The sequence below is a fragment of the Enterobacter sp. BIDMC 26 genome, assembly GCF_000534435.1.
Taxonomy (GTDB): Bacteria; Pseudomonadota; Gammaproteobacteria; order Enterobacterales; family Enterobacteriaceae; genus Enterobacter; species Enterobacter ludwigii.
Genome location: NZ_KI973182.1, coordinates 1,846,155 through 1,864,132 on the forward strand (window position 1 = coordinate 1,846,155; position 17,978 = coordinate 1,864,132).

Here is a 17,978-nt window from a genome sequence, read left to right on the forward strand (position 1 = left end):
AAGCCTTACGTTACGTGAGGGTCAACCTTTCATGCAAAAAAAAACGACTCCATGAGGAGCCGTTTCGGTGTTCTTTCGTCGTAGCACGTTAGCTGTGTTTGTGCTGGTCCCTGCGGCAGCGCTTATCGTAATGGCGCACCCACCAGTATTTATCGCAGACTTCTTCATGTCCACTCACGCGTGCACCGGCAAGCCATAGCACTGCACCAAGGAAGATACTCAATACCGCGCCATGCGCGAAGTATTGCGGAAGGTCAAGCTGCGGCAATTGGTTTAAAATTGAATAACCCACGCCAGCGACCATCACAAACAGTCCCAACCCCATCAGCACATTACCGAGTATCGAAGCGTTTTTGCGTTTCATATGTCACCTCCGGAACTTTGGGTTGTAAGGGGAAAAGCCCCTGATCCTTGTGTGTAAAGTATAGACAACGGCTCTTTTATGAGTTGCGTGAATGATCACATTTACAGATAACTCCCAGACAAAAGTTTACAAATAACACATTGAACAGCTTGAAATTCTAATTGTTCAGATAAGTAATTATTCATATCTCGCGGTTCGGGCAGCAGAATTTTGTCAAGCGGCGCGTCAGACAGTAAACTACGCGCCAGATCTGGAACCCATTAGGAATTGAATCGTGACGATTAAACTGATTGTCGGCCTCGCGAACCCAGGCGCAGAGTACGCGGCGACCCGCCACAATGCCGGTGCCTGGTACGTTGATCTGCTGGCCGAACGGTTACGTGCTCCCCTGCGTGAAGAACCAAAATTCTACGGGTATACCTCACGTATCAATCTTGCTGGCGCAGATGTTCGTCTGCTGGTGCCCACCACCTTTATGAACCTGAGCGGCAAAGCTGTTGCAGCCATGGCGACGTTTTATCGCATTAACCCGGATGAAATTCTGGTGGCCCACGATGAGCTGGACCTGCCCCCCGGTGTGGCAAAATTCAAACTGGGCGGTGGTCATGGCGGTCACAATGGTCTGAAAGACATTATCAGCAAGCTGGGCAATAACCCCAATTTCCACCGTTTGCGTGTGGGAATCGGCCATCCGGGCGATAAAAACAAAGTTGTCGGTTTCGTACTGGGTAAGCCACCGGTTTCTGAGCAGAAACTGATTGACGAAGCGGTCGACGAAGCGGTGCGCTGCACTGAAATCTGGCTGCAGGATGGCCTAACCAAAGCGACAAACCGCTTACACGCTTTCAAAGCGCAATAATCCGCCCGATACGGCTTTTTTACCGCGCGTGGTGCGGGTTACGTGTATAATAGGCGTAGTTATTTACTTTTCATCAATCGGTTATCGTTAACGGATTGATTATCAAGATATTAAGGTGATTTAGAAATGGGATTCAAATGCGGTATCGTCGGTCTGCCAAACGTGGGCAAATCCACCCTGTTCAACGCGCTCACCAAAGCAGGTATTGAAGCGGCGAACTTCCCGTTCTGTACCATCGAACCGAACACCGGCGTTGTGCCAATGCCCGATCCGCGTCTGGACCAGCTCGCGGAAATCGTGAAGCCGCAGCGCATTCTGCCGACCACCATGGAGTTCGTGGACATCGCGGGCCTGGTGAAAGGTGCATCCAAAGGCGAAGGCCTCGGTAACCAGTTCCTGACCAACATCCGTGAAACGGAAGCAATTGGTCACGTTGTGCGTTGCTTCGAGAACGACAACATCATCCACGTTAACAACAAAGTGGACCCGGCTGACGACATCGAGGTGATCAACACCGAGCTGGCACTGTCTGACCTCGACACCTGTGAACGCGCTATTCACCGCGTGCAGAAGAAAGCCAAAGGTGGCGACAAAGACGCGAAAGCAGAACTGGCTGCGCTGGAAAAATGTCTGCCACAGCTGGAAAACGCGGGCATGCTGCGCGCGCTGAAAAACCTGACGGAAGAAGACAAGGCGGCAATCAAATACCTGAGCTTCCTGACTCTGAAGCCAACTATGTACATTGCCAACGTTAACGAAGACGGTTTCGAGAACAACCCATACCTGGACAAAGTGCGTGAAATCGCGGCGGCTGAAGGTTCAGTGGTTGTAGCGGTTTGCGCTGCCGTTGAATCCGACATTGCAGAGCTGGACGACGCTGACCGTGACGAATTCATGGCCGAGCTGGGTCTGGAAGAGCCGGGCCTGAACCGCGTGATCCGTGCAGGCTATGAGCTGCTGAACCTACAGACCTACTTCACCGCAGGCGTGAAAGAAGTGCGTGCGTGGACCATCCCTGTCGGTGCGACTGCACCTCAGGCGGCCGGTAAGATCCACACCGACTTCGAGAAAGGCTTCATTCGTGCGCAGACTATCGCATTTGAAGACTTCATCACCTACAAGGGTGAACAAGGCGCGAAAGAAGCAGGCAAGATGCGTGCGGAAGGGAAAGATTACATCGTTAAAGATGGCGATGTGATGAACTTCCTGTTTAACGTTTGATTTGTTTTGAATGAAAAAAATCCACGCTTTGGCGTGGATTTTTTTATTGCGAATCTATCAATAGATAACTAGTTTTCCCGCAGGCCAAGTTCCTGACCATCCACAAGGCATATGACCAGCTTCATAAACATTAATCAATCCGTTAAAAAAAAACGGCTCTCGTAGTAAAGAACCATACGCATCTTCAAGCAAGTAATTCACCAGATCCCATTTTAAGTTCTCAATCATTGAGCTTTTCTCAGACTCTGGGAAGATTATTTTTGGGATAATATCATTCTCCACCACTTTCTTAGCCTCTTTGACCAAAGAGTTCCAACATTGATAATTGTTAGTATGTTTCTTTGCGAGATAACCTGTTATTTCATTGCCTGCTTCCAATGTGGCACTTTCCCATTCATCGCTATTCAAGCCTTTTATAAATAAGCTAAGAGACTGAACCTGGATAACCCCAGGGAGGGTCGTCACCACACCAAGATTAACAAACCAATTAATTTTGTTTAACCTGTCTATTGCTAACGGGGATATTTTCATGATTTAATCTGATTTATTCTTCCAGGGATCCCAGGTACGTTCATACCACCAAGCGCACCATACTGCATTCGATTTTGAATACTATATCTGACTGCTTCTTTCACCTGATTTACTGGTAAACCAGCAGCCTCCAGTGAATGCTTCAATGCCTGAGTATAATGGAGATTGGAAGGCATTTCTCGGTATGAAGCTCCGCCTTTCCTAAATTGATTCCAAAACTGTTCTAAAGATTTATGAGCTTCATAATGTGGAGTACCTGGTTGAGTGAACGCATTACCTTCTAATTTTATCGCTGCTCCACTATTAGTAGGAATAATGTCACGGAATGCAGTATCCTGATTTAAGTGATGTGATTGTCCAGGGCGTAAGTCATTTTTTAAACTTCCATGAGGACCTAAAATCGGATCATCTTCCGTAGACTTGCATTTCAACCCCCACGGATCCACCCACCCCAGCGCATTCGGCGCATACTGGTAAAGGTTAATCCCCCCCCACCAGCCCTATCGGGTCCTGCTGCGTAAACCTACCGCAGTCGGGTCATAATACCGGAACAGATTGTAGTGCAGCCCTGTCTAATGGTACAGGTATTGCCCCTGCATCCGCAGGTTCTGAGAATATCCTGATACCTGCGTTTCGCTCTCCCGCAGTAGCTTGCCCCAGGCGCTGTTCACCGCGTCCCAGCGCACCTGCCCTTCGCTATCCGTCATCCGCTCCGGCGTGCCGTTCGGCTGACAGTGGAACCAGAAAATCTCAGGGGCATCCACGCCATCAATGCGCGCCAGCGGATCGTGGCTGTTCTGGTCGCTGTAGACACAGGTTAACGGCATATCCCCTTGTACTTCCTGCAGCAGACGGAACCCTTCCCAGACAAACCGGGTGGTGACAAGCTTACTGGTTGGCTGCCCGCCCAGCATCTGGTGTTGCATTTTGCTGATGCGTAGCCCGAGTGGCTCCTAGCGGAAGCTGACCTGCGTCTGCGGTTTGTTGCGGTCCCGCGGCTGGCTGATGACTTCCGTCAGACGGTGCTCACCATCGTAGCGGTAGTGCCAGCGGGTCTGGCCGTTATCCTTCTCCATGGTGCGGCCGTGGATATCATAGCGCCAGCGAATGCCGTTCAGCTACGTCAGACAGTTGTGCGTGACTTTCTCAGCAGAACCTTCGAGCAGTGAAGGTTCTGTAGTGGTAGCGGTTTGCGCCGCGGTTGAATCCGACATTGCAGAGCTGGACGACGCTGACCGTGACGAATTCATGGCCGAGCTGGGTCTGGAAGAGCCGGGCCTGAACCGCGTGATCCGCGCAGGCTATGAGCTGCTGAACCTGCAGACCTACTTCACCGCTGGCGTGAAAGAAGTGCGTGCGTGGACGATTCCTGTCGGTGCGACTGCGCCTCAGGCGGCCGGTAAGATCCACACCGACTTCGAGAAAGGCTTCATTCGTGCGCAGACTATCGCGTTTGAAGATTTCATCACCTACAAGGGTGAGCAAGGCGCAAAAGAAGCAGGCAAGATGCGTGCGGAAGGGAAAGATTACATCGTTAAAGATGGCGACGTGATGAACTTCCTGTTTAACGTTTGATTTGTTTTGAATGAAAAAAATCCACGCTTTGGCGTGGATTTTTTTATTCCGGGGTTAAAACACATTTTCCAGGAGTTCTGTTTTCATGCTGGGTTCAAAGGGAATGATTTCAACAGTCGCAAGCTTTAACTTCTGAAAAGGATCCTCGCGTAAGCGCTCTTCAAGAGAGGCAAGACTCTCGCACTTAGCGAGAATGACACCACCGTTTCTTGGGATCCGTCTACCGGGCGCCAGAAAAATCCCCTCTGCATACCCCTTTTTTAGCCACTCAACATGAGCAGGTATCGCTGCGTCGATTTCATCGAGTGGTTTTATATAGGTCAAAATGACAATGTAAACCGTGCTCATCCTTTGCCTCTTAACTCTGTTTTTTTAAATCGCTTGTTGGAACTGCTGATACAGTCCCTGTTTTGCCACCGGTTATAGTTATCATTTTTTTTAGCGCTTTTGATCTTAATATGCAGGGCCCGATTGAGACAACGCGTTACGCTTCATATCCCAGGAATAAAACCAATCATGCCAACCATTTTGTTTTGCTGGATAGCTACAGAAAACGACCACTTCCTTTGACAGATTGAATGTTAAGTAATAGAAAGTCGCACCTTCAGGAGGTGCAGATCAAAATAATTTTTCGCCCTGAGTATCGAAGATGGTCAAAACGGTTGGTAATGGCTTAGACTCGCTTAACGCAAAGACTAACTGGCGTGTTGAGTCGACCATTGCATGGTCTAAAAATGGCATACTAACCACTCTGTTACTTTCACCACTAGCCCAATGAAGCAGGTTATTTTCTTTAAAATAAATGAGATTTTCAATCATTGGTAAACCTCAACTTTTAAAGTTTGATCTTTTTCAAATCACCTTCAAAAAGCCCCACAAGATATACCCGGTATCGTGCTGGTTGCACTTCTTTATACGTTAATACACTAGAAAAATCTTTCAAACACTTTGAACATGTATTTTTCGAAACATCTAATTGGCTATCGTCGTAGCTATATCTCTTATGTTCACTAACAAGCTTCACACCTCTCATTTTCTTAACCAAAAAGCTTTTTACCTCTTCAGTAAGCGTGTCAAACTCATATGAGTTTACGATAGAGTAGACTATTACCCCGTCACATTCAGGGCATGATATTTCCTTTCCATACTCTATGAAATCATTGTCAATGCCATCGAGGACTAATAACTTCTTTTTAAGTCGATTAGTTATTTTCATTTCCTCTATAACTTTTATCTCCAATAATAACAAGTAAGATTAAAAGTAAATGGATGATGTTATTAGTCAATAACTTAATTTAGGCAAGCCTTGATTATTGATTATATTGAATTCCAAACTATATATATACCATGGTTGAATGACTTTGTCTCATACGACACAGAAATTCGGCCCCATTCATAATCCCATCTAATCATTTCTGTTTTCGTAATATCAGGAACCCCTAAATTCAGAGAAAGGCTTAGCCAATCAGACAAGCTTTTCACTGAGTTATTTAGCATGTTAATATTAGTTCTCGTATCCCAGTCCTTTAGGGATTTATAATATTCACTATCTTTATCGACAAGATGAACCATAAAAGGAAAACCAAAACATATTGGCCGTATGTTAATTTCAAATTCTTTATCGCAAAAAAACACCGGATCAATAAGATATTGATAAGGCATGTATTTCTTTACAGCATTAAACGTATTTAGTTTGTGATAAAGTTTACTGTTGCAAAATCCTTCTTCAGTATCAATCTCTAAAGTTAGACCATCGAAAATTAGCTTTCCCGTTTTCGCATTAAAATTTAAGTTTATCATATATCTATAATCTTTCCTGGGGTTAAAAGATGTCTCGATTCCTCTGGGATAAAGAACTGAAGTCCTCCCCCATCTCCATACAACTTATTGGCTGCAGCTCTACCGTAAGCAACATCTATGTCTTCGCTTACATAGAAAGCCCTTAATTTCGTACGTACAGGCCATCGAGGATCTAATTTTACCTGTAACGCTTGATGATAACCCAAAGGATCGCCTCTATATTGATTGACTGTTGGGAATGTCACAGTATATGAGGGTTGTTGATTCCCATTCGGGTAAAGAGCATAAAGAATTGTACCTTTTTTCAGCTTCCTATTCTTATAAACATCAACACCGGGATAATCATCATTTCCAGGGCCTTGCCACTTCGTTGCTTCTTTAGATGGATCCTTACATTTACGACTCAACCCCCACGGATCCACCCATCCCAGCGCATTAGGCGCATACTGGTAAAGGTTTATCCCCCCCCGCCAGCCCTATCGGGTCCTGCTGCGTAAATCTTCCGCTGTCCGGGTCATAATACCGGAACAGATTGTAGTGCAGCCCTGTCTCACGATCCAGGTATTGCCCCTGCATGCGCAGGTTCTGAGAATATCCTGATACCTGCGTCTCGCTTTCCCGCAGCAGCTTGCCCCAGGCGCTGTTCACCCCTTCCCAGCGCACCTGCCCTTCGATATCCGTCATCCGCTCCGGCGTGCCGTTGGGCTGGCAGTGGAACCAGAAAATCTCCGGGGAATCAACGCCATCGACACGCGCCAGCGGATCGTAACTGTCCTGATCGCTGTAGACACAGGTCAGCGGCACATCCCCGTGCACCTCCTGCAGCAGACGGAACCCTTCCCAGACAAACCGGGTGGTGACCGGCTTGCCGGTTGGCTGTCCGCCCAGCATCTGGTGTAAAGGAAATGAGAACATCCGCACCTTGTTTTGTATATTTAACTTCATAATTACCAGCTTCTAAAGTAATAAACTCATCTGACATAGCTTCGGAGTCATCAGGATCAAGGGCGCCGCCCGTAACATTCTCCCCCGCCCCGATGAAAACTTTCCCAGAAGATACGCTTAAGAATTATGCAACTGTATACTCACCAACATCGTATCTAATATTGACATTATAGGTTCCGTCACCACCAAGATTGGAGATAACATATTGCATTTTTATTTCTTCATCTTTTGGTAGACTGCACCAATCTACATCCTCATTAATTCTATGCTTTAATAGCATCAAATCATAAATAACTAATACGGCAGTATCGGTTTCTATAGTTATAAATTATCAAGTAATAAATGAAGGGATTAGGTTAAAAATAGGTATAAGCCCATCTGGCACTCAAAAATCTAACAATATGTTTTTTATAAGCTAATCATCATAACATGCTGCGGTAAAAATAAAAGACCGAAAAACACAAGCTACTCACCGACCTGCATATTAGTTAATTATACTTTCTATAGATTTTACAACGCTTTTATAAAATTGAATCGACTCCTCACCTATTAGTATATTCTCAATCGGCGAGTCTACTGCCACGCCATAATGATCATATATTTTATTTCTAACAGGGTTTTTAAAATAATGTTGAGGTAAGACATCCACTTCGCGCATGTCGATAGTTTTAAACGTTACGAAATAACCGTTTTTCCAACATGAATTATCAGTAATAATTGGCGACAGCAGCAAATTATCTTTTGGCAATACAGCATCTTCTTGAAGCGAAGATGTAAAATAGTTATATATATATATAACTATGGCATTCTTGAACGGGCCGACATCTATTTTACCCAAAGAGACCATGCCATAGCCTAACCGACCATCATTTAACTGAAAGTAAAAAACATCGCCTTCTTTAGGCCATTTTTTTTGATTTTCTTTTGCTGGCACTATAGTAAGTCTATCGGCCATTTTCCATTAACCCTATTATTTAAGCCAATTTCCGCCACACATAATAGCATCCGAGTATAACTTTCTTGTCGGACTTATGCTATTGATAGAATTTTAAAAGTGGGGATTATTGTGAATAATTTCTGGTTCTCTGATCCACGCATGACCGCAATTTAACAGTTCTTCAGTAATTCTAACTATTTTGTCGAACATTTCACCAAGTCACCAAGCTGTACAGCACGGATATCTACATCCTTAGTGATCCCTACATAGATAGGTCTGACATCTTTATATCTTAAATACACATGGGTATTATTTCCACTTTTTTCTTTTAATCCACTCAGCAAAAGACATGCTTCTCATTGATCGTTTAGGGCATCCGTTTTTGCAAACGGTTAAACCAACAGGATCCACCCACCCCAGCGCATTCGGCGCATAGGAGTAAAGGTTTATCGCCCCACCAGCCCTATCGGCCCCTGCTGCGTAAACCGCCCGCTGTCCGGATCGTAATACCGGAACAGATTGTATGCAGCCCGGTCTCACAGTCCAGGTATTGCCCCTGCATGTGCAGGTTCTGAGAAAATCGTGATACCTGCGTCTCAGCTTCCCGCAACTGCTTTCCCCACGCGCTGTTCCCTCCTTCCCAGCGCACCTGCACTTCGCTATCCGACGTCCGCACGGGCATGCCGTTAGGCTGGCAATGGAACCAGAAGATCTCCGGGGTATCTACGCCGTCAATTCGTACCAGCGGATCGTTGCTGTCCTGATCGCAATAGACATAGGTGAGCCGCACATCCCCATGCACCACCTGCAGCAGGGGGAACCCTTCCCAGGCAAACCGGGAAGTGACTAGCATGCCAGTTGCCATCCAGCATCTGATATCGCGTTTACGCCAGCGAATGCCATTCAGTTGCGTCTTACAATTATTAACGACCTACTACTTAGCAGAATCTTCGAGCGGGTTATCTGCTGCATGACAGCGGCGCTGGCGACGGGCATTGCCGACAAAGACGTCCCGACTATACAGTTGGCCCATGCGATCGTACTCGCTGCGGGTGGTCAGAAGCCTTGCGTACGGCTGATCTCACGGTGGAGTACGTCGCGAGTATACTCACCGCTAATCGAGAGCAAGGCGCAAAAGAAGCAGACAAGATTCTTGCCGAAGGGTAGGATTATATCGTTCAGATGGTGAATTGCTGAACTTCTTATTTAACGTTTAATTTGTTTTGAGCAAAAGAAATGCACGCTTTGGCATTGATTTTTATTTATATTAAACTAGTAGTCCATAAATGAATCAGAAACTCTTATAACATAAATATAGTATTACTTTCTTTAATCATATCCAAGCTTCCTAACGCACCAAGTTCTAAAGAATAAACCTCATCAGTACCTCTACACAAATTAAGAAAATATCCTAGATCGCCATCTTGACCAATCAATAAAAATTCAGGTTCAACCTCTTGAATTGTGTATGTAATATTTCTTTCAAGTAAATCGAAACAATTGAATACATATAAATGTTCACCATTCGATCTTTTAATCTCATAAGAGTCAGTGTCTCTAACATTCTCAACCATAAATCGTTTATATTCAGCAGGTAAAGATTTGTGCACTAGTTGTTCAATTTTATCCAACTGATCGATTAAATCCTGCTTTACCATATGTGTTTACCGATATAAGAACAAGCCATATTAAAAACAAATGTCATTGCAATGAGACTAGCATTTGTTAGTGAATTAGTAGAAATTAACAATGCGGAAAAGTGTTGTTAATTGCCTACAGATAATTAGTTGTTAATTGTTTTTTATAGAATCCATGCAAACTACACCTCTCCCCAAACTTTTATTAATGCCGATATGTTTCTTCAGCGTTTAAGATTATAAACTTCAAAAATATTTTTTTCAAAATAATTTTGCATCCAACAATGAGCATCAAGTCCAGTGTGGCCATCATTAACTATATCTCTCAAATAAGGATAGCTTCCAATTTCATAAACACTTAATCTATAATGACCTACCCACATCGGTGCATACTGGTAAAGTTTTCCCCCCCGCCAGCCCTATCGGGTCCGACTGAGTAAACCGCCCGCAGCCCGGGTCGTAATAACGGAACAGATTGTAGTGCAGTCCAGTCTCACGTTACAGGTATTGCCCCTGCATACTCAGATCCTGGGAATAACATGATATCTGCGTCTCGCCTTTTCGCAGCAACTTGCACCAGGCGTTGTATACCCCTCTCCAGCGCACCTGCCCTTCACTATCCATCATTCGCTCCGGCATGCCGTTAGGATGGCAGTAGAACCAGGAAATCTCAGGTCAGCAACGCCATCAATACGCGCCAGCGGATCGTAGCTCTCCTGATCGCTGTAGACATAGGTCAACGGCACATTCCCCGCACTTCCTGCAGCAGGCGGAACCCCTCTCAAGCAAACGGGGTGGTGACGGGATTACCGGTTAGCTTTACGCCAGCGAATACCATTCAGCTGTGTCAGCCAATCTTACTCGCTACGGATGGTCAGCAGCCCTGCGTAAGGCTGGTCTCACGGTGGAGTACGTCGTGAGTATACTAACCGCTAATCGAGAGCAAGGTGCAAAAGAAGCAGACGAGGTTCGTGCGGAAGGGAAAGACTACATCGTTAAAGATGGCATAGTGTTAACCTATTGTTTAAATTGTAAATTCTATAAATTAACTATCTTATACCCTCTTGCGCATAGAGAACTTAAGGTATTTTTAGGCCGATCCTGAAAAGCACGCTGTTTTCCATAAACATAGCATCGTTAAAATATTTATTCGCTTCCTCGAATAATTCCACTCGTAACGGACCGTACCGAGGTCGATAAATGGCGCAGTACCTATATTCGTTCGACGTGTGCGTAATGTGGTCTCACCCCATTTCTTCGCCTTATCATACTCCGTGAGATCGAAGTAAGGGCTGTACAAGCATACAAATATCCAGTTGGCAAGTTCCAATGTACCCTTCAGCTAAGATAGCGCTTTCTGGACTTGTTGTTATTGCTCAAAGCCTCGATGTAGTTCTTGTTATCGTGTAACTCGTTTCCTTTTCAATAGTATTTATTATAGATATTTGCATACTAAAGTCCTTGCCTATGTCAATAATGCATTTATTTTAGAACTGCAATTAAGCCTTACTAAAAAACCGTATCTAAATTTAACTTAAAATTATAAAGTCAATACAGTACAATCAATCATCTTATAACAAATATTTTTTAATATTAATGACTCTATAATACTCCAATCACCACCACCAAGGCCAGATCCTATTCTTGGCATTTGTACTGAAAGACGATTCACCAACGCAAAGTCAGACAATTTTGCGAGACAAACATCTAAGAATTCATAGCATACATATTGATTATCATCATTGTTATTTTTCTTGATCCCATCCTGTGCAAACATATTAGCAACAAATATCCTTTTTTGATCATCAACCATAACAAAATCTACCGTACCTAATTCTGGAACGCCATTATCTTTAAAATTGTTGTGATAGTTTTTCTTCGAAGCAGGATATTTTTTCGAAAGAGACAAAACAAATCCCTTCCCCCATTTGCCTTTGTTATTTACAATGTGAGCAATGATTGTGGATTTGTTCAAACACTTTACAGCATCTCCGGATAAATACTTTATTCGTTTTTTTTCTTTAAATGAATCGAGTGAATCCATCCAAACACTTTCAAATTCTTCATTTGAAATCTCTTCAGAGTCACTTAAGTCTAAGTCGCTTTTCTTACCATCATAAAGCAGGAAACCTACTTGTTCGTTTTTATCTAACAAAGAGGAAGAAGCATAATACTCACCATCAACAATATTTATTTGACGTGTCGCGACATCTCCTATAAATTCACTAAGAATGCACCCTTGCCCAGAGATAAAATCAACATTTCCTTTAAAATATTTTTTCTCCAACTACAATCCCTCCCTCTTTTAACAATTCTTTTAGAATCATCAAAATCTTTTATATACAAGATCAAAGGTGTATTTTCTCGTGATTCAATTACCATCTAAGCCAATAACAGCTATTTCGGCAAAATGGCTTATTCCTTTTAATTTTCTTGCATTACCATATCTATCAGCTTCTAATTGGCCTAGTGACATTTTCACAATTCCATCAATATCTTTCAAGTGTTCGTCCGCCAATCATTTCAGGTATGATATTAATGAAGTATTGTCCATCCTCGAAGCGGACAAGTATATCCCCTGTTGAAGGTCTTATTACACCATTCTTCGTGATATCTTTCATCTCTTCTTCGGCTGTATCATGAATCAATGCCTAAGAAGTCAACCCCACCCAATCGCATTCGGCGCCTACGGGTAAAGGTTTATCCCCCCCCCGCCAGCCCTATCGGGTCCTGCTGCGTAAACCGCCCGCAGTCCGGGTCGTAATACCGGAACAGATTGTAGTGCAGCCCTGTCTCACGATCCAGGTATTGCCCCTGCATCCGGAGGTTCTGAGAATATCCTGATACCTGCGTCTCGCTTTCCCGCAGCAGCTTGCCCCAGGCGCTGTTCACCCCTTCCCAGCGCACCTGCCCATCGATGTAGACACAGGTCAGCGGCACGTCCCCGTTCACCTCCTGCAGCAGGCGGACCCCCTCCCAGACGCACCGGGTAGTGACCGGCTTGCCGGTTGGCTATTCGCCCAGCATTTGGCGTCGCGTTTTGCTGATGCGGCGACCGAGTGGATCGTAGCGGAAGCTGACCTGCGTCAGGCGGTTGTGCGTGACCTTCTCAGCAGAACCTTCCAGCGGGTTACCGGCAGCATCCCAGCGCCACTGCTCCTGTCCGGGCAACGTGCCGTCCTGAACAAGCAAGCGTCCGGCGCTGTCGTATTGCCAGCGGTACCAGCTGAACGGGTTATCGTCCCGCTATTCCCGTATCAGGTTATTACGGTAGTCATAATCCCAGCGGCGATACCCGCATCGCGGTGCCGGACGCTGGGCATTGCCGGTAAAGACGTTCCGGCGATGCAGTTGACCAAGACGGTCGTACTCGCTGCGGGTAGTCAGCAGCCCCTGGGTGCGGCTGGTCTCACGGTGAAGTTCGTCGCGGCTAAAATCTGAAACCGACAGCTTATTGAGAGCAGGGTGAACAAGGCGCGAAGAAGCAGGCAAGATGCGTGCGGAAGGCAAAGATTACATCGTTAAAGATGGCGATGTGATGAACTCTTGTTTAACGTTTGATTTCCTTACGGGGTCAAAACACATTTTCCAGGAGTTCTGTCTTCATACTGGGTTCAAAAGGAATGATTTCGGCAGTCGCAAGTTTTAACCTCTGAAAAGGATCCTTGCGTAAGCGCTCTTCAAGAGAGGCAAGACTCTCACACTTAGCGAGAATGACACCACCGTTTCTTGGGATCCGTCTACCGGACGTCAGGAAAATCCCCTCTGAATACCCCTTTTTTAGCCACTCAACATGAGCATGTATCGCTGCGTCAATCTCTTCGAGTGGTTTTATATAGGTTAAAATAACTATTTAAACCGTGCTCATCCTTTGCCTCTCAGTTAGGTTTTTACGCCGATTGTTGGAACTGTTTATGCGGATCCTCTGTTGCCACCCAGTATTGTTATAACGTTTATGTGTATTTTAATCTTAATACGCGGGTCCGGATTGGGAAAATATGTTATGCATCATATGAAATAACCAATCATTCCAGCCATTTTTTTTACCGCATAGCTACAGACAATGTCGACTTCCCTTGGAAGAGTGAATGTTAAGCAATAAAAGAGTCCCTTGGGGAGGTGCAGACAAATATACTTTGTCATACAGTGCATTGAAGTTTGTCAAAACGGCTGGTAACGGCTTTTGTTCATTTAATACAAAGACTAATTAACGTATTGAATCTAACATTGCATAGTCTAGTAATGATATGCCGAAAGTATATTTTTACCGTTTAACGATCACAATGCTTCTATAATCTGTTTCATTTTTTATCCAGAATATTTCATCTTGAGGTAACGTTCCATCACTGCAGAAATCAACAAGTTCACCTAACCATCCATCAGGAACATATTTGTGGTAATGCATATTCTCAACATATTCAGAATATAGTCGTTTACTATCAAAGTCTATAAATAAATCTGGCATTAGATCATATATATCCCACCAGGTTGTTTTTTCTGAAAGCCTATTGTAAAACGCCACAGCCATATCATCCTTATCGTATAAATAACCCTCTTTAATTAAGTTATCAATGAATATCCGTACGTTTTCTTCATTTACTACTGGTATGTCATATCTTTCTTTATGGATATCCTGTAAGTTAATTTCCACCCCGTTTTTCACAAAATCGTCTACCCATTTAACTCTGTCCAAAACCCACATTTCTTTAAAGGCAACGAACCAATAAAATCTTCCTTCGTTCTTTACTATTACAAGGAGTTCATCATCTTTATTAACATTCATATAGTAACCTATTTTACATTCCCCGAGCCTGGAATCGCTACTTCTTCAAGCCATTCTGCCCATATTGATGGTAATTCATACGTTCTAGCTGGCGTTGTCGGATCGACACGCTTAGGAGCTAACCCACCTTGATTTAACGGATTAGTACGATAACCGGCCTGAGGTATTGCACTTTCTTTTATGAAATCCGCCATCCACTTAGGAAGTTGAAAGGAAACAATTTCTGCATTACCACCTCTAATATCAAGGAAATGCTGAGCATGCGAGCTACCTCCAATACTGATATTTAAGGTTCCACTATTTAAGGGTCCACGCTGAATTTTTTGGTTATTAGCAGAATCTAATTTGATTCTGACCCGACTTGCATTTGGTGGAATTCCCCCTTGAACCCTAAATATAGACTCAGTTGCATTGGGATCCCCTCTCTTGCATAGACCCAGCGGATCTATTCAACCTAATGGATTAGGAGCATAGCTGTAAAGATTTAACCCGCCATATAGCCCTATCAGATCCTGCTGCGTAAACCGTCCGCAGCCCGGGCCGTAATACCGGAACAGATTGTAGTGCAGCCCTGTCTCACGATCCAGGTATTGCCCCTGCATCCGCAGGTTCTGGGAATATCCTGATACCTGCGTTTCACTTTCCCGCAGCAGCTTGCCCCAGGCGCTCTTCACCCCTTCCCAGCGCACCTGCCCTTCAATATCCGTCATCCGCTCCGGCGTGCCGTTCGGCTGACAGTGGAACCAGAAGGTCTCCCGCGCTTCCACGCCGTCAATGCGCGCCAGCGGGTCGTAGCTGTCCTGACCGCTGTAGACACAGGTCAGCGGCACGTCCCCGTGCACCTCCTGCAGCAGGTGGAACCCTTCCCAGACAAACCGGATGGTGATCAGCTTGCCGGTTGGCTGTCCGCCCATCATCTGGCGTCGCGTTTTGCTGATGCGGCGACCGAGCGGATCGTAGCGGATCGTAGCGGAAGCTGACCTGCGTCTGCGGTTTGTTGCGGTCCCGCGGCTGGCTGATGACTTCCGTCAGGCGATCTTCACCGTCGTAGCGGTAGTGCCAGCGGGTCTGGCCGTTATCCTTCTCCACAGTGCGGCCGTGGATATCATAGCGCCAGCGAATGCCGTTCAGCTGCGTCAGGCGGTTGTGCGTGACCTTCTCAGCAGATCCTTCCAGCGGGTTACCGGCAGCATCCCAGCGCCACTGCTCCTGTCCGGGCAGCGTGCCGTCCTGAACAAGCAAAATATTGAGGGTAAGGGTCAGCAAGGTGCGTAAGGAGGAAGCCCGAATGCCTGTTGAAGGTAAAGATTACATCGTTAAAGATGGCGACGTGGTGAACATCTTGTTAACGTTTGATCTGTTTTGAATGGAAAAAATCCACGTTTTGGCATGGATTTTTTTCATATGGGAGGCTCATTGCGCCACCAGAATAATATTTATAGTTGGATTGGTTTGTAGTTTATAATTTTATCAGCAATTTCTTCTGCGCTAAGTTCTTCATAATAAATGTAATTGGCTGCCTGAGGGTCTGCGACACTTCTGCAAAGTAGGTCAATGTTGTTATCAGCTTCCTCTTCTGTACCTTCACTACGTTGGATTTTTTTTATCAGGTCAATAAGCTCTTGTCTTTGCATATTACTCCTTAAAAATGATAAGCACGGTCTAGTTTGTCAAGGTGATATCTTGGCGTAATAATTACTAGATTATCAACATCATATACACCGCCTCCATGTTGGGCAGGGGTTCTATGGTGTAGTACAAATTATCTATTTTTCACGTTCCATTGCATAGCATGCGCTATTGGAGCTTTCCGCCCCGCATTCTGGTAACATTTGATGAACAACATTGCTTTGAAAGATGCGAATCGAAACATCCTCCTATACAGAAGTTCTCGCCAAAATCATCAAAGGATTTTACTTCCCGGCCTCGTAATTTATCGACAATAGAAGATGGGAATAAACTTGCATCACCATGCTATTTCGCTGAAATAGCGTTAATTGCAGTCAGTTAATACAAACCCTAATAATATGATTTTATATCTAGCAGCCTGACTTTCACCCTCAGCTAATACTATATGAAAAATATTGCCTGCAAACAAACTGGAATAAACACAAATATCTAAATCGTTATATTTATAGGAGGGACTTAGATCATCGCTATATGTTTTAACCTTTATCCCAGAGATATTTTTCAAGATTTGTTTTTTTAAATCATCATGTATACCCCAAAGAGGTTTGGCATCTTCGTTTTTGAAAACAATCTCACAATCTAACTTTGGTATGGATATTTTTTCTGAATAATCATTAAAATCATCATCCTTTCCATCATATATTGTTCTCTTGGGTTTAAAATTATAACTTCCCAGAGTCATAAAATTTATTTCTCTCTAATTTTTTTATCAGCCAATAGTTGTTTTATTGATTTAGATAGTGCATATTGAGCACCCCCTCCTGGTTGTTCAAACCAAGGTATCGCGGGTCCTGCATATGCATGTACTGGAGCAACCACTTCGTAGGTTTTATATGGTTTATCTAGCGTATCCAAAGGCAAGGCTCGGCTTTCGAAAGATGCTCCAGCAGGATATTCACGCTGGTTTGTAAGAACCATTTACAATGGAATCTTTGTGACAATAAAACCTTATTGCCAATGGTTCAATAAATTAATCCACATTTCTTTTTCTCCAGCGATGACTTTTATATTTTCTCTATTTTCTTTTACATACTGCATGTACGTTTCATAAATACCTCTTATTGTCACAGTTTTTTCAGAGCGAGAAGCTTCAATCAAAGTTATTAGCTTTTCTAAATAACGTGCGGACTCTACTCTTGACTTAAAAAACTCCTTGAGATAGTCGAGCACCTCATTGTAAGAATCGTAATTCATTATTCCTCCGGAAAAATATCAATTTTGTCGAAAGTAATTTCCCGTTTTTCTGCGTGCATTTGTTCTACGCCCCCTTTCCCATACTGCGGATAAGCATTTGTAAATTGTTCTAATGGTGCACCAACTTCATCCCCAAACATTCTTGGATGCCTCACTTGAGGAGTACCATTTTCATAAAGTTGCAATGTATCAAATGTTCCTCTAATTCTTGCATCACTCCAAGAAACATCCGCTGGTAAAGTCGGATCAACTTTATCAGGACCTTTTATCTGATACGCATCACGAGCCGCTTTACCCGTATAAAATTTTTCGAATCCAAAATACGTTACAGGCACTTTTTTAGTTTCGAGAAGACCAGGAACCCATTTATCTAAACTGCCATCGTCATTCAAATATCGGACATAACGATAAGCAGTTGAAGGCATTGTAGCGCCTGGACCAGC

General features: G+C 44.3%; 23 protein-coding genes and 11 pseudogenes. 6 read left to right on the forward strand and 28 right to left on the reverse strand.

Features of this window, described 5'->3' with window-relative positions:
• Positions 1-88 precede the first annotated feature (88 nt).
• Complete coding sequence (gene ychH / locus L462_RS14580; RefSeq protein ID WP_014170506.1) at positions 89-364, reverse strand: stress-induced protein YchH; 276 nt, start codon at positions 362-364, stop codon at positions 89-91.
• 274 nt (positions 365-638) lie between these two features.
• On the opposite strand from ychH, the gene pth reads away from it, so the two are divergent.
• Together pth and ychF are read left to right on the forward strand one after the other, a co-directional pair.
• Positions 639-1,223, forward strand: a complete 585-nt coding sequence (gene pth, locus L462_RS14575) for an aminoacyl-tRNA hydrolase (protein WP_006175913.1) — start codon at positions 639-641, stop codon at positions 1,221-1,223.
• A 126-nt stretch (positions 1,224-1,349) separates the two neighbouring features.
• Positions 1,350-2,444, forward strand: coding sequence for a redox-regulated ATPase YchF (ychF, locus tag L462_RS14570; protein ID WP_014170508.1), 1,095 nt, complete (start codon positions 1,350-1,352; stop codon positions 2,442-2,444).
• A gap of 57 nt (positions 2,445-2,501) precedes the next feature.
• Here ychF and L462_RS14565 read toward each other — a convergent pair whose 3' ends face one another.
• The 3 genes and pseudogenes from L462_RS14565 to L462_RS24290 form a co-directional block, all read right to left on the reverse strand.
• Entirely contained in the window at positions 2,502-2,975 is a 474-nt protein-coding gene (locus L462_RS14565; protein WP_032678350.1) for a hypothetical protein, read from the reverse strand.
• Positions 2,972-3,406 carry a type IV secretion protein Rhs gene (locus L462_RS25070; protein ID WP_134178708.1) on the reverse strand — a complete coding sequence of 145 codons (435 nt, stop codon included), beginning with the start codon at positions 3,404-3,406 and terminating at the stop codon, positions 2,972-2,974. The genes L462_RS14565 and L462_RS25070 overlap by 4 nt, the downstream gene beginning before the upstream one ends.
• Positions 3,392-4,138 (reverse strand): annotated as a pseudogene (locus tag L462_RS24290) (RHS repeat domain-containing protein); the annotation flags it as partial. The pseudogene L462_RS24290 and the gene L462_RS25070, both read right to left, overlap by 15 nt.
• Between L462_RS24290 and L462_RS14555 the strand changes: the two are divergent.
• Positions 4,128-4,550, forward strand: a pseudogene (locus L462_RS14555) (DUF933 domain-containing protein); the annotation flags it as partial. The pseudogenes L462_RS24290 and L462_RS14555 sit on opposite strands and share 11 nt — an antisense overlap.
• A gap of 54 nt (positions 4,551-4,604) precedes the next feature.
• On the opposite strand, the gene L462_RS14550 reads toward L462_RS14555, so the two are convergent.
• The 10 genes and pseudogenes from L462_RS14550 to L462_RS25700 form a co-directional block, all read right to left on the reverse strand.
• A complete protein-coding gene (locus L462_RS14550; protein ID WP_032678353.1) occupies positions 4,605-4,898 on the reverse strand; it encodes a YciI family protein in 294 nt (97 codons plus the stop codon).
• 270 nt (positions 4,899-5,168) lie between these two features.
• A complete protein-coding gene (locus tag L462_RS25510; RefSeq protein WP_236900308.1) occupies positions 5,169-5,369 on the reverse strand; it encodes a hypothetical protein in 201 nt (66 codons plus the stop codon).
• A 16-nt stretch (positions 5,370-5,385) separates the two neighbouring features.
• Complete coding sequence (locus tag L462_RS0123475) at positions 5,386-5,766, reverse strand: hypothetical protein (protein WP_032678354.1); 381 nt, start codon at positions 5,764-5,766, stop codon at positions 5,386-5,388.
• A gap of 101 nt (positions 5,767-5,867) precedes the next feature.
• On the reverse strand, positions 5,868-6,350 hold the full coding sequence (locus tag L462_RS14545) for a hypothetical protein (protein ID WP_032678355.1): 483 nt from the start codon (positions 6,348-6,350) through the stop codon (positions 5,868-5,870).
• A pseudogene (locus L462_RS25320) lies at positions 6,347-7,250 on the reverse strand (RHS repeat-associated core domain-containing protein); the annotation flags it as partial. The pseudogene L462_RS25320 and the gene L462_RS14545, both read right to left, overlap by 4 nt.
• Before the next feature lie 37 nt (positions 7,251-7,287).
• Positions 7,288-7,575, reverse strand: a pseudogene (locus L462_RS25390) (DUF6386 family protein); the annotation flags it as partial.
• A 204-nt stretch (positions 7,576-7,779) separates the two neighbouring features.
• A complete protein-coding gene (locus tag L462_RS14535; RefSeq protein ID WP_032678356.1) occupies positions 7,780-8,250 on the reverse strand; it encodes an Imm26 family immunity protein in 471 nt (156 codons plus the stop codon).
• A gap of 369 nt (positions 8,251-8,619) precedes the next feature.
• Positions 8,620-9,426 (reverse strand): annotated as a pseudogene (locus L462_RS14530) (RHS repeat domain-containing protein); the annotation flags it as partial.
• A 107-nt stretch (positions 9,427-9,533) separates the two neighbouring features.
• Complete coding sequence (locus L462_RS14525) at positions 9,534-9,890, reverse strand: hypothetical protein (protein ID WP_032678359.1); 357 nt, start codon at positions 9,888-9,890, stop codon at positions 9,534-9,536.
• 350 nt (positions 9,891-10,240) lie between these two features.
• Positions 10,241-10,683, reverse strand: a pseudogene (locus L462_RS25700) (RHS repeat domain-containing protein); the annotation flags it as partial.
• Positions 10,684-10,794: 111 nt separating this feature from the next.
• Between L462_RS25700 and L462_RS25750 the strand changes: the two are divergent.
• Positions 10,795-10,899: pseudogene (locus L462_RS25750) on the forward strand (hypothetical protein); the annotation flags it as partial.
• Between the two features lie 510 nt (positions 10,900-11,409).
• Here the strand turns inward: L462_RS25750 and L462_RS23995 are convergent.
• The 4 genes from L462_RS23995 to L462_RS25760 all read right to left on the reverse strand — a co-directional run bounded on the left by L462_RS23995 (position 11,410) and on the right by L462_RS25760 (position 13,061).
• On the reverse strand, positions 11,410-12,156 hold the full coding sequence (locus L462_RS23995) for a macro domain-containing protein (protein ID WP_050595742.1): 747 nt from the start codon (positions 12,154-12,156) through the stop codon (positions 11,410-11,412).
• Between the two features lie 84 nt (positions 12,157-12,240).
• Entirely contained in the window at positions 12,241-12,372 is a 132-nt protein-coding gene (locus tag L462_RS25525) for a hypothetical protein (protein WP_255358183.1), read from the reverse strand.
• A 197-nt stretch (positions 12,373-12,569) separates the two neighbouring features.
• Entirely contained in the window at positions 12,570-12,809 is a 240-nt protein-coding gene (locus L462_RS25755; RefSeq protein WP_369797547.1) for an RHS repeat-associated core domain-containing protein, read from the reverse strand.
• A 72-nt stretch (positions 12,810-12,881) separates the two neighbouring features.
• A complete protein-coding gene (locus L462_RS25760) occupies positions 12,882-13,061 on the reverse strand; it encodes a hypothetical protein (protein ID WP_210864185.1) in 180 nt (59 codons plus the stop codon).
• Positions 13,062-13,330: 269 nt separating this feature from the next.
• Here L462_RS25760 and L462_RS25765 point away from each other — a divergent pair.
• Positions 13,331-13,430: pseudogene (locus tag L462_RS25765) on the forward strand (DUF933 domain-containing protein); the annotation flags it as partial.
• Positions 13,431-13,443: 13 nt separating this feature from the next.
• On the opposite strand, the gene L462_RS24325 reads toward L462_RS25765, so the two are convergent.
• The 3 genes and pseudogenes from L462_RS24325 to L462_RS25535 form a co-directional block, all read right to left on the reverse strand.
• Positions 13,444-13,722: a YciI family protein gene (locus tag L462_RS24325; protein ID WP_072031474.1), complete on the reverse strand. Its 279-nt coding sequence runs from the start codon at positions 13,720-13,722 to the stop codon at positions 13,444-13,446.
• Positions 13,723-14,133: 411 nt separating this feature from the next.
• The gene (locus tag L462_RS14520; protein ID WP_032678360.1) at positions 14,134-14,652 is read right to left on the reverse strand and encodes a hypothetical protein; all 519 of its coding nucleotides are present in this window, start codon (positions 14,650-14,652) and stop codon (positions 14,134-14,136) included.
• Between the two features lie 452 nt (positions 14,653-15,104).
• Positions 15,105-15,894, reverse strand: a pseudogene (locus tag L462_RS25535) (RHS repeat domain-containing protein); the annotation flags it as partial.
• Positions 15,895-15,906: 12 nt separating this feature from the next.
• Between L462_RS25535 and L462_RS24885 the strand changes: the two are divergent.
• Positions 15,907-16,018 (forward strand): annotated as a pseudogene (locus L462_RS24885) (DUF933 domain-containing protein); the annotation flags it as partial.
• Positions 16,019-16,088: 70 nt separating this feature from the next.
• Here the strand turns inward: L462_RS24885 and L462_RS14515 are convergent.
• The 7 genes and pseudogenes from L462_RS14515 to L462_RS25540 all read right to left on the reverse strand — a co-directional run bounded on the left by L462_RS14515 (position 16,089) and on the right by L462_RS25540 (position 17,960).
• The gene (locus tag L462_RS14515) at positions 16,089-16,286 is read right to left on the reverse strand and encodes a bacteriocin immunity protein (RefSeq protein ID WP_032678362.1); all 198 of its coding nucleotides are present in this window, start codon (positions 16,284-16,286) and stop codon (positions 16,089-16,091) included.
• Between the two features lie 8 nt (positions 16,287-16,294).
• Positions 16,295-16,372, reverse strand: a pseudogene (locus L462_RS25770) (hypothetical protein); the annotation flags it as partial.
• Between the two features lie 77 nt (positions 16,373-16,449).
• Positions 16,450-16,596, reverse strand: coding sequence for a hypothetical protein (locus L462_RS25775; protein ID WP_335253385.1), 147 nt, complete (start codon positions 16,594-16,596; stop codon positions 16,450-16,452).
• A gap of 49 nt (positions 16,597-16,645) precedes the next feature.
• Positions 16,646-17,023, reverse strand: coding sequence for a hypothetical protein (locus L462_RS0123505; protein WP_032678363.1), 378 nt, complete (start codon positions 17,021-17,023; stop codon positions 16,646-16,648).
• Between the two features lie 5 nt (positions 17,024-17,028).
• Entirely contained in the window at positions 17,029-17,259 is a 231-nt protein-coding gene (locus L462_RS24330) for a TNT domain-containing protein (protein ID WP_072031445.1), read from the reverse strand.
• A gap of 30 nt (positions 17,260-17,289) precedes the next feature.
• Positions 17,290-17,535, reverse strand: a complete 246-nt coding sequence (locus L462_RS14510) for a hypothetical protein (protein ID WP_032678364.1) — start codon at positions 17,533-17,535, stop codon at positions 17,290-17,292.
• The gene (locus L462_RS25540; RefSeq protein WP_032678365.1) at positions 17,535-17,960 is read right to left on the reverse strand and encodes a hypothetical protein; all 426 of its coding nucleotides are present in this window, start codon (positions 17,958-17,960) and stop codon (positions 17,535-17,537) included. The genes L462_RS14510 and L462_RS25540 overlap by 1 nt, the downstream gene beginning before the upstream one ends.
• Positions 17,961-17,978 lie beyond the last annotated feature (18 nt).